General features: G+C 45.6%; 7 protein-coding genes and 3 pseudogenes. 8 read left to right on the top strand and 2 right to left on the bottom strand.

The features are described from left to right. Positions 1 to 77: 77 nt before the first annotated feature. From BEB42_RS25295 to BEB42_RS25260, 8 genes and pseudogenes are all read left to right on the top strand, one after another. Positions 78 to 806: pseudogene (locus tag BEB42_RS25295) on the top strand (DUF4942 domain-containing protein); the annotation flags it as partial. 330 nt (positions 807 to 1,136) lie between these two features. After that, positions 1,137 to 1,319 (top strand): annotated as a pseudogene (locus tag BEB42_RS25290) (IS110 family transposase); the annotation flags it as partial. An 810-nt stretch (positions 1,320 to 2,129) separates the two neighbouring features. Further along, complete coding sequence (locus BEB42_RS25285; RefSeq protein WP_001298261.1) at positions 2,130 to 3,113, top strand: KpsF/GutQ family sugar-phosphate isomerase; 984 nt, start codon at positions 2,130 to 2,132, stop codon at positions 3,111 to 3,113. A gap of 71 nt (positions 3,114 to 3,184) precedes the next feature. Further along, a complete protein-coding gene (locus BEB42_RS25280) occupies positions 3,185 to 4,333 on the top strand; it encodes a capsule biosynthesis protein (RefSeq protein ID WP_050009853.1) in 1,149 nt (382 codons plus the stop codon). A 23-nt stretch (positions 4,334 to 4,356) separates the two neighbouring features. Continuing rightward, positions 4,357 to 6,033 (top strand): polysaccharide biosynthesis/export family protein, encoded by a 1,677-nt coding sequence (locus tag BEB42_RS25275; protein ID WP_123058326.1) that lies wholly within the window; start codon positions 4,357 to 4,359, stop codon positions 6,031 to 6,033. Positions 6,034 to 6,042: 9 nt separating this feature from the next. Next, entirely contained in the window at positions 6,043 to 6,783 is a 741-nt protein-coding gene (gene kdsB / locus BEB42_RS25270; RefSeq protein ID WP_001604840.1) for a 3-deoxy-manno-octulosonate cytidylyltransferase, read from the top strand. Continuing rightward, a complete protein-coding gene (locus BEB42_RS25265; RefSeq protein WP_105267594.1) occupies positions 6,780 to 8,807 on the top strand; it encodes a capsular polysaccharide biosynthesis protein in 2,028 nt (675 codons plus the stop codon). The genes kdsB and BEB42_RS25265 overlap by 4 nt, the downstream gene beginning before the upstream one ends. Before the next feature lie 34 nt (positions 8,808 to 8,841). Continuing rightward, complete coding sequence (locus BEB42_RS25260) at positions 8,842 to 10,080, top strand: capsule biosynthesis protein (protein WP_105267593.1); 1,239 nt, start codon at positions 8,842 to 8,844, stop codon at positions 10,078 to 10,080. Between the two features lie 227 nt (positions 10,081 to 10,307). Here BEB42_RS25260 and BEB42_RS25255 read toward each other — a convergent pair whose 3' ends face one another. Together BEB42_RS25255 and BEB42_RS25250 are read right to left on the bottom strand one after the other, a co-directional pair. Further along, positions 10,308 to 11,444, bottom strand: coding sequence for a glycosyltransferase family 61 protein (locus BEB42_RS25255; protein ID WP_105267592.1), 1,137 nt, complete (start codon positions 11,442 to 11,444; stop codon positions 10,308 to 10,310). A 15-nt stretch (positions 11,445 to 11,459) separates the two neighbouring features. After that, positions 11,460 to 11,700, bottom strand: a pseudogene (locus BEB42_RS25250) (capsular biosynthesis protein); the annotation flags it as partial.

Raw genomic sequence — 11,700 nt, 5'->3', positions numbered from 1 at the left:
GGTTGACGCCGGAAGAATCAGAGAACAGATACCGTTTTTACTGTAAAACCGTGGCCAATATTACTTGACCACTACACGACACACTTATCCGGCAACTGGCTGAAATATCAGCAATGACAGAAAGTATTGGCGGTAAAGCCGCCCCGGACTGGGCCATGAAACAGGATTTTCGCTGCGGCTGCTGGCTGATGGAGAAACCGGAAACCGCAATGAAAGCCATCACACGCAATCTCGATCGCGAAATCTGGCGTGACCTGATGCAACGTTCAGGGATGCTTTCCTTAATGGATGCACAGGCCCGTGATACATGGCACCGGTCACTGGAGTACGATAATTTTCCGGAAATCAGTGAAGCGAACATTCTGAGCACATTTGAACAACTACACCAGAATAAGGATGAGGTGTTTGAGCGAGGGGTGATCAACGTCTTCAGGGGACTGAGCTGGAATTACAAAACCAATTGCCCCTGCAAATTTGGCAGTAAAATTATCGTCAACAACCTGGTGAGGTGGGACCGGTGGGGGTTTCATCTTATCACCGGGCAACAGACTGACCGACTCGTCGACCTGGAAAGAATGCTACATCTGTTCAGCGGCAAACCGATCCCCGACAACCGGGAAAACATCACTATTCGTCTGGATGGTCACATCCAGTCCGTTCAGGGTAAAGAGCGCTATGAAGACGAGATGTTCATCATTAAATACTTTAAGAAGGGATCTGCACACATCACTTTCAAAAGGCTGGAACTGATTGACAGAATTAACGATATAATAGCCAGGTACTTTCCTTCTGTGCTCTCAGCCTGATCCCGAGTGTGATTCCCTTTCGATATCAAAAGGGACTGCGGGTATAATTGAGGGTACATTTTTAATCAAACCAAACAAATTGTATTAATATCAATATGATAAAAGAAATTTTCGATTCCGAGTCCGGCACCACTAATTCTTAAGAACCCGCCCACAAGGCGGGTTTTTGCTTTTGGATCTTTATATAAAATAAACTTGGGAGCATAACGCCATCAGGTCTTAAACACTCCCGAATCATCAATAAACATCCCCCGTTAACAAAACACAGTTCAGTTCACATAACATCCCTGTTATCCCACACATATCTGCTGGCCGAACGACGCCAGTGCGCGTACGGAGGCAAGAGCAGCCCTGCACATGGCAGCGCTTGTGGTAACCTGGTTTAATCCGGTGATAAAGGCGTTTTACATGCATCTGCCAGCAGCCGGAAAAACCAAAAAAGTGGCGCTGGTTGACTGTATGCGTAAATTGCTGACCATCCTGAACGCAATGCTCAGAAAGAACGAAGAGTGAAATGAATCGTAGCATCATGTTGCTCCATAATTTTTACGTTCAAGACAGTTGATTATCGGCGCATATGACTCAAAAAGAGCCTGATGATTGCCTCTTTTCCATAGGCTCTTTCTCTGAAGTGAAGGAAGGCCCGGAAGAAAGCACTCGCTGGCATACGTGACTCCAGCTCAACCGGAGATAATCACCATTGTTATTTTTCTATTTAATAATAATCTCCTGAAAAACAGATATAGCAAAAATACAATCCGGCCAGATTTAATTCCGCATTCATTACCAGAAATAATCAACACCACAACTATCATATCATTCAATAGTCACCACTAACATTTTATTATTTTCCTCTTCTTTACATAGAAATTGTCAACCTGTTTATTATGCCACGCTTAAATAGTTAATCACAAAACAACATCACCATTATTTGCGTGTTTTATTTATTAATAACATAGTCATACGTTCTTTTTTTACAAGGAAATAATCAATTGATAAATTGTTTTTGGTCTTAATAGTCAAGTAGGAAACATTTTAATAAATGATAAAAATCCTAAATTCCTTGTTCATAATGTAGGGGTGTGTTAAATAGGTGGGCAAAATTTGGTTCCCCTTCTCGCCTGTAATATTGCAGCATCTTCGCACCTCCATGAGACATTGCGACTTAATAAGAAGGTGATAAGTCCTGCATATAAGCATGGACTGACCATGGTTTTATATTCATTAAAAATTTTGTTACAACCCATTGATTTAGCATAAATAAATTATAGTGGGTTCGGGTTTGTTGTGACTGTGGCATTATTTCCGTGCAAAGGAGCTGATATGTCTGAAAGACATTTACCTGATGACCAGAGCAGTACTATCGATCCATATCTAATTACCTCTGTTCGCCAGACTCTGGCAGAACAAGGCGCAGCATTACAAAACTTGTCTAAACAACTGGATTCCGGGCAGTACCAGCGTGTCCTTAATTTGATAATGAACTGTAAAGGGCACGTTATTCTTTCGGGAATGGGTAAATCAGGGCATGTCGGTCGTAAAATGTCAGCGACGCTGGCCTCTACGGGTACGCCTAGTTTCTTTATTCATCCTGCAGAAGCTTTCCATGGCGATCTGGGCATGATTACGCCTTACGATCTTCTGATCCTTATTTCTGCCAGCGGTGAAACGGATGAAATCCTCAAGCTAGTTCCTTCACTGAAAAATTTCGGCAACCGAATTATCGCCATTACCAATAATGGAAATTCCACGCTGGCGAAAAATGCTGATGCCGTGCTGGAACTCCATATGGCGAATGAAACCTGCCCGAATAATCTTGCACCAACAACGTCTACCACGCTGACGATGGCGATCGGCGATGCGCTGGCGATTGCCATGATCCACCAACGCAAATTTATGCCGAATGATTTTGCGCGCTATCACCCGGGCGGTTCATTAGGTCGTCGCCTGCTGACCCGCGTTGCTGATGTCATGCAGCATGATGTTCCTGCGGTACAGCTGGATGCGTCATTTAAAACCGTGATTCAACGTATCACCAGCGGATGCCAGGGAATGGTGATGGTAGAAGACGCAGAAGGTGGGCTAGCAGGCATTATCACCGACGGTGACCTGCGTCGCTTTATGGAAAAAGAGGATTCTCTGACATCCGCCACGGCTGCGCAGATGATGACACGTGAACCGCTGACGCTACCGGAAGACACCATGATCATTGAAGCGGAAGAAAAAATGCAAAAGCACCGCGTCTCAACGTTATTGGTGACCAACAAGGCAAATAAAGTCACTGGCCTTGTGCGCATATTCGACTAATTAAGCAACGGGGTGCGAGAGGTTAGTCTCTCATTGAGTTTGCGCCCCACTGAAACTTTGATAATCGTTACATGTTGATAAAAGTGAAGTCTGCCGTATCCTGGATGCGTGCTCGTCTGTCTGCCATCTCACTGGCAGATATCCAAAAACACCTGGCGAAAATCATCATTCTGGCACCGATGGCGGTGCTGCTGATCTATCTGGCTATCTTCAGCCAGCCTCGCTATATGAGCGAGTCGAAAGTCGCCATTAAACGCTCGGATGATTTAAACAGCGGCAGCCTGAATTTTGGTCTGCTTCTGGGTGCCTCTAACCCCAGTTCCGCAGAAGATGCGTTGTATCTGAAAGAGTACATCAACTCGCCGGATATGCTGGCGACGCTGGATAAGCAACTAAATTTTCGTGAAGCGTTTAGCCACAGCGGGCTCGATTTTCTTAATCATCTTAGCAAGGATGAAACTGCAGAAGGCTTCCTGAAGTACTACAAGGACCGTATCAACGTCTCGTATGACGATAAAACCGGATTACTGAATATTCAGACGCAGGGCTTTAGCCCGGAGTTTGCGCTTAAGTTTAACCAGACCGTGCTGAAAGAGTCAGAGCGCTTTATCAATGAGATGTCACATCGCATCGCGCGTGACCAGCTTGCCTTTGCAGAAACGGAGATGGAAAAGGCACGCCAGCGTCTGGACGCCAGCAAAGCGGAATTGCTCTCTTATCAAGACAACAACAACGTTCTGGATCCACAGGCACAGGCACAGGCGGCGAGCACGTTAGTGAATACGCTGATGGGCCAGAAGATCCAGATGGAAGCGGATCTGCGTAACTTGCTGACGTATCTGCGTGAGGACGCCCCGCAAGTAGTGAGTGCGCGTAATGCGATTCAGTCATTGCAGGCACAAATCGATGAAGAACAAAGCAAAATCACAGCGCCGCAGGGTGACAAGCTAAACCGTATGGCGGTGGATTTTGAAGAAATCAAATCAAAAGTAGAGTTCAACACCGAGCTGTACAAACTGACCCTGACCTCCATTGAAAAGACCCGTGTAGAAGCGGCTCGTAAGCTCAAGGTGCTGTCAGTGATCAGTTCGCCACAGTTGCCGCAGGAATCGTCTTTTCCAAATATCCCTTATTTGATCGCCTGCTGGTTACTGGTGTGCTGCCTGCTGTTCGGCACCCTGAAACTGTTGCTGGCTGTTATTGAAGATCACCGAGACTAACGCTGTCGCTGAATGAGTTTGTGATGAAATTATTTAAATCAATTTTACTGATTGCCGCCTGTCACGCGGCGCAGGCCAGCGCGGCCATTGATATTAACGCTGACCCAAACCTTACAGGAGTCGCGCCGCTTACCGGTATTCTGAACGGGCAACAGTCGGATACGCAAAACATGAGCGGCTTCGACAATACCCCGCCGCCCGCACCGCCGGTGGTAATGAGCCGTATGTTTGGTGCTCAACTTTTCAACGGCACCAGCGCGGATAGCGGTGCGACGGTAGGATTCAACCCTGACTATATTCTGAATCCGGGTGATAGCATTCAGGTTCGCTTGTGGGGTGCGTTCACCTTTGATGGTGCGTTACAGGTTGATCCCAAAGGTAATATTTTCCTGCCGAACGTTGGTCCGGTGAAAGTTGCTGGCGTCAGTAATAGTCAGCTAAATGCCCTGGTCACATCCAAAGTGAAGGAAGTATACCAGTCCAACGTCAACGTCTACGCCTCCTTATTACAGGCGCAGCCAGTAAAAGTGTACGTGACCGGATTTGTGCGTAATCCTGGTCTGTATGGCGGTGTGACGTCTGATTCGTTACTCAATTATCTGATCAAGGCTGGCGGCGTTGATCCAGAGCGCGGAAGTTACGTTGATATTGTGGTCAAGCGCGGTAACCGCGTGCGCTCCAACGTCAACCTGTACGACTTCCTGCTGAACGGCAAACTGGGGCTTTCGCAGTTCGCCGATGGTGACACCATCATCGTCGGGCCGCGTCAGCATACTTTCAGCGTTCAGGGCGATGTCTTTAACAGCTACGACTTTGAGTTCCGCGAAAGCAGCATTCCCGTAACGGAAGCTTTGAGCTGGGCGCGCCCTAAGCCTGGCGCGACTCACATTACGATTATGCGTAAACAGGGGCTACAAAAACGCAGCGAATACTATCCGATCAGTTCTGCGCCAGGCCGTATGTTGCAAAATGGCGATACCTTAATCGTGAGCACTGACCGCTATGCCGGCACCATTCAGGTGCGGGTTGAAGGCGCACACTCCGGTGAACATGCCATGGTACTGCCTTATGGTTCCACTATGCGTGCGGTTCTGGAAAAAGTCCGCCCGAACAGCATGTCGCAGATGAACGCAGTTCAGCTTTATCGCCCATCAGTGGCTCAGCGTCAGAAAGAGATGCTGAATCTCTCGCTGCAAAAGCTGGAGGAAGCCTCACTTTCTGCCCAGTCATCCACCAAAGAAGAAGCCAGCCTGCGAATGCAGGAAGCACAACTGATCAGCCGCTTTGTGGCGAAAGCACGCACCGTGGTTCCGAAAGGTGAAGTGATCCTCAACGAATCCAATATTGATTCTGTTCTGCTTGAAGATGGCGACGTCATCAATATTCCGGAGAAAACATCGCTGGTTATGGTTCATGGCGAAGTGCTGTTCCCGAACGCGGTGAGCTGGCAGAAGGGTATGACCACCGAGGATTACATCGAGAAATGTGGTGGCCTGACGCAAAAATCGGGTAACGCCAGAATTATCGTCATTCGTCAGAACGGTGCTGCCGTCAACGCGGAAGACGTGGATTCACTCAAGCCGGGCGATGAGATTATGGTTCTACCGAAATATGAATCGAAAAATATTGAAGTTACCCGTGGTATTTCCACCATCCTCTATCAGCTGGCGGTGGGTGCAAAAGTGATTCTGTCTTTGTAAGGAGTTGAAATGAGCAAAGCTGTTATTGTCATCCCGGCTCGTTATGGCTCATCGCGTCTGCCGGGTAAGCCGCTACTCGATATTGTCGGCAAACCGATGATCCAGCATGTTTACGAGCGTGCGTTACAGGTGGCGGGCGTCGCAGAAGTTTGGGTGGCAACAGACGATCAGCGTGTTGAAAAGGCCGTGCAGGCATTTGGCGGGAAAGCCATCATGACGCGCAACGATCATGAATCCGGCACCGATCGGCTGGTCGAGGTGATGCATAAAGTCGAGGCAGATATCTACATTAACCTGCAGGGCGACGAACCAATGATTCGCCCGCGGGATGTAGAAACGCTGCTACAAGGAATGCGTGATGATCCCGCGTTGCCAGTGGCAACGCTATGCCACGCGATTTCTGCCGAAGAAGCGGCTGAGCCAAGCACGGTAAAAGTGGTGGTAAATACCCGCCAGGATGCGCTTTATTTCAGCCGTTCGCCTATTCCGTATCCGCGTAATGCTGAAAAAGCGCGCTACCTGAAACACGTTGGTATTTACGCTTATCGTCGCGATGTGCTGCAAAACTACAGCCAGTTACCGGAGTCCATGCCGGAGCAGGCGGAATCACTGGAGCAGCTGCGGTTGATGAGCGCGGGGATCAACATCCGCACATTTGAGGTTGCCGCAACCGGTCCGGGCGTCGACACCCCAGCATGCCTGGAAAAAGTGCGCGCCCTGATGGCACAGGAACTGGCTGAAAACGCATGATTGGCATTTACTCGCCTGGCATCTGGCGTATTCCGCATCTGGAGAAATTTCTGGCGCAACCGTGCCAGAAACTTTCTCTGCTGCGCCCTGTTCCGCAAGAAGTTGATGCTATCGCCGTGTGGGGACATCGTCCCAGCGCGGCGAAACCAGTCGCCATCGCCAAAGCAGCGGGAAAACCCGTCATTCGTCTGGAAGATGGATTTGTGCGTTCGCTGGATCTTGGCGTCAATGGCGAGCCGCCGCTTTCTCTGGTGGTGGATGATTGTGGCATTTACTACGATGCCAGCAAGCCTTCAGCACTAGAGAAACTGGTACAGGATAAAGCCGGAAATACAGCTCTGATAAGCCAGGCCAGAGAAGCGATGCACACCATCGTGACCGGGGATTTGTCGAAATATAACCTGGCACCTGCGTTTGTGGCGGATGAATCAGAACGTTCAGACATCGTTCTGGTTGTCGATCAGACATTTAATGATATGTCAGTGACGTATGGCAATGCTGGCCCGCATGAGTTTGCTGCCATGCTGGAAGCCGCGATGGCGGAAAATCCTCAAGCCGAAATTTGGGTGAAGGTGCATCCGGATGTCCTGGAAGGAAAGAAAACAGGTTATTTCGCTGATCTGCGCGCCACGCAACGAGTACGTTTGATTGCGGAGAATGTCAGTCCGCAATCGCTGTTGCGACACGTTTCCAGGGTTTACGTCGTGACCTCCCAGTACGGCTTTGAAGCCTTGCTGGCAGGAAAATCAGTGACATGTTTCGGTCAGCCCTGGTATGCAGGCTGGGGCTTAACGGACGATCGTCATCCGCAGTCCGTTTTGTTATCTGCCCGACGCGGTTCTGCCACGCTGGAAGAACTTTTTGCCGCTGCATACCTGCGTTACTGTCGCTATATCGATCCGCAAACGGGAGCAGTAAGCGATCTGTTTACCGTGCTGCAATGGCTGCAATTACAACGTCGACATCTGCAACAGCGTAATGGCTATTTATGGGCGCCAGGCTTAACGCTGTGGAAGTCGGCGATCCTGAAACCCTTCTTACGAACGCCAACAAACCGGCTGAGTTTTTCACGTCGCTGTACTGCGGCGAGCGCCTGCGTGGTATGGGGTGTAAAGGGGGAACAGCAATGGCGAGCCGAAGCGCAGCGAAAATCACTGCCGTTATGGCGAATGGAAGATGGTTTTCTGCGTTCATCCGGACTTGGCTCTGACCTGCTGCCACCGCTATCGTTGGTTCTGGATAAACGCGGAATTTACTATGACGCCACGCGCCCCAGCGACCTGGAAGTACTGCTTAATCACAGCCAGTTAACGCTGACGCAGCAGATGCGAGCTGAAAAATTACGCCAGCGGCTGGTTGAGAGCAAACTGAGCAAATACAACCTGGGGGCCGATTTTTCTCTGCCTGCCGAGGCCAAAGATAAAAAAATCATCCTGGTGCCGGGCCAGGTAGAAGACGATGCCTCAATTAAAACCGGCACCGTTTCTATTAAAAGTAACCTTGAGTTATTGCGTACCGTACGTGAACGTAACCCGCACGCCTACATTATTTATAAACCGCACCCGGATGTATTAGTGGGAAATCGCAAGGGCGATATTCCGGCAGAACTGATTGCTGAACTTGCTGATTATCAGGCACTGGACGCAGATATTATTCAATGCATCCAGCGCGCAAATGAAGTGCATACCATGACATCATTGTCCGGGTTTGAAGCGTTATTACATGGCAAGCAAGTTCATTGTTACGGCCTGCCCTTCTATGCCGGTTGGGGTTTAACCGTTGATGAACATCACTGCCCGCGCCGCGAGCGCAGATTAACGATAGCAGACTTGATCTATCAGGCGTTGATTGTTTACCCAACATACATTCACCCAACACGGCTACAGCCTATTACGGTTGAGGAAGCTGCGGAATATTTAATCCAGACGCCGCGCAAGCCGATGGTAATTAGAAAAAATAATATTGACAGAGTTATTAATATTTACCGTAAGTTAATCATGTTCTGCAGAGTCAGACTGGGTTAACCAATTTCATTATTGACTATTGCACAGATTATTTATGCAAGGTAATGCACTAAGCATTTTGTTATCCGGTAAAAAGTACCTGCTATTGCAAGGACCGATGGGACCTTTTTTCAATGACGTCGCCGAATGGTTAGAGTCATTAGGCCGTAACGCTGTGAATGTTGTATTCAACGGCGGGGATCGTTTTTACTGCCGCAATCGACAATATCTGGCTTATTACCAAACGCCGAAAGAATTTCCCGGTTGGTTGCGAGATCTCCACCGACAATATGACTTTGATACCATCCTCTGCTTTGGTGACTGCCGCCCATTACACAAAGAAGCAAAACGCTGGGCGAATACGAAAGAGATCCGCTTTCTGGCATTTGAAGAGGGGTATTTACGTCCGCAATTTATTACTGTTGAAGAAGGCGGAGTGAACGCATATTCCTCGCTACCGCGCGATCCGGATTTTTATCGTAAGTTACCAGATATGCCTGCGCCGCACGTTGAGAACTTAAAACCTTCAACGATGAAACGCATTGGCCATGCGATGTGGTATTACCTGATGGGCTGGCATTACCGTCATGAGTTTCCTCGCTACCGCCACCACAAATCGTTTTCCCCCTGGTATGAGGCTCGTTGCTGGGTTCGTGCATACTGGCGCAAGCAACTTTACAAGGTTACACAGCGTAAGGTATTGCCGAGGTTAATGAACGAGCTGGACCAGCGTTATTATCTTGCCGTTTTGCAGGTGTATAACGATAGCCAGATTCGTAACCACAGCAATTATAACGATGTACGTGACTATATTAATGAAGTCATGTACTCATTTTCGCGTAAAGCGCCGAAAGAGAGTTATTTGGTGATCAAACATCATCCGATGGATCGTGGTCACAGACTCTATCGACCATTAATTAAGCGGTTGAGTCAGGAATATGGCTTAGGTGAGCGAGTCATTTATGTGCATGACCTCCCAATGCCAGAATTATTACGCCACGCAAAAGCGGTGGTAACGATTAACAGTACAGCGGGGATCTCTGCACTGATTCATAACAAACCACTCAAAGTGATGGGCAATGCCCTGTACGACATCAAAGGCTTGACGTATCAAGGGCATTTGCACCAGTTCTGGCAGACCGACTTTAAACCGGATATGAAACTTTTTAAGAAGTTTCGGGGGTATTTATTAATGAAGACGCAGATTAATGCGGTTTATTATAGACGACTGAGTTATGAAAAAGGCACATATTTAGTAAATAGAGTTCCATTCAATAATAAGTCATTACAGTAATAAGATAGTTATCCTTTATATTTAACGGAGTGTGATATCACATATTTTTGTATCATATGTATGGTTAACGAAATCAACATTGTATTAAAATACAATAGTTAGAAAAATATAAGCTATGTTATTTATTTAAATATCAATCATTCAAAAATAATTAATAACACCATATGATAAGCCGTAAAATAAAACACAGAAATAATTATCAGGCCATGGGATAATTAGTTACGATTTTAGACATCGTCATTTAATGACGCCGTACAGTCTTCTACGAACATTACAAACCTATTAACATCTATTGTCAGCTCTTTATCCTCATTTTTTTCTATCCAATAGCATCCATATTTACAATTCATTAACTGAGTAGTACGATAATAACTAACTCTATTCCAATCTGTAGGCATTATTTCAATAAGAATTTTTAATTTTTTTGAAAAAACAGCATTTGCAATGCCCATCCCATGCGATCCAACAATTATCTCCGCGTGAGAAAATAGAGCAATCTGTTCACTTGGAGTATAATCACCTGGATCACAGATGTAATATCCTTGTTCTTCAAAGTACTTATATAAATCTATTTCGTTATGGATTTTTCGCTGTGTTGCATTCCGCCGAGAAATAAAAATTTTATGTTTCTGAGTAATATTTGATAATTTCGAGAATGACTCTGAAATATTATTACAGCTTTTGATATAGTAATCGCTTGGGGTATGTAAATGTCCGAAGCTTGGAAATGATGTGATTATCACATTATCAAATTCAATCCAAGTGTTTCCAACTTGTATTATTTTATTTCTTTTAACCCCTAAACCTTCAAGCAAAACAACAAGGTCTTCTGATATATGTGGCGTAACAATATTAAAACCATCCAATGAACCATATACTTGTTTTATCAAATAAAGTGCAGGCAACGACTCTCGATATAAATGATCTAAATTTGAGAACATATAAAGCCAGATAGATTTACCATGAATTCTTACTGAGTCATGAAAGTCATCAATAAATAACTGGCTCTCATTATAATTAAGTATTCCCTGTTCTTTTAAAGCTTGTTTCCCAGACACATTTATAAAATTCCAAAGATATTTATCTTTATATAAAATAGGCCAATACCTTGGCATTCCTTCTGGGCGAGGGCCAATTTTACATGATTCAATCTCAATAATGATCACCTCATGAGTTTGATATTGTGTTGTAAAAATAGCGGAAAGCTCAGATATATCCATATTTTCATTGTCTACCTGAAAAAAAGGATTAGACATCGATTTTATTTGCATTTTATCTTGAGCGATATATCTATTAATTTTGTTTAAAAATATATCCTTTGAGTTTCTTATATCAATTGGTTTAAATGCATTATGAGCCAACATATTATTACCTGCCTATTAAAATAAAATTTTCGCTAAAAAATTAAGTGATTTATATCTAGAGTCAATAAAAAATCTTTTAGGACTTTGCTTGAATTTTTTTATTTTCTTTATATATTTCCTTTCATTTTCACATGATGGGTTAATTATCGATAATTCTGCTTTTTCAAAAATACCTTTCTTTATTTCATCATTTTCTTTTTTCTCAATAACAGTTTTTACATTTCCTTCAGAAGATTTATTAGAAAATGTTTTGTGA

This window comes from Escherichia sp. MOD1-EC5990 (assembly GCF_002965285.1).
Lineage (GTDB): Bacteria > Pseudomonadota > Gammaproteobacteria > Enterobacterales > Enterobacteriaceae > Escherichia > Escherichia coli_F.
Note: the sequence above shows the minus strand (reverse complement) of the source record. Positions and strands in the feature narration are given on the sequence as shown.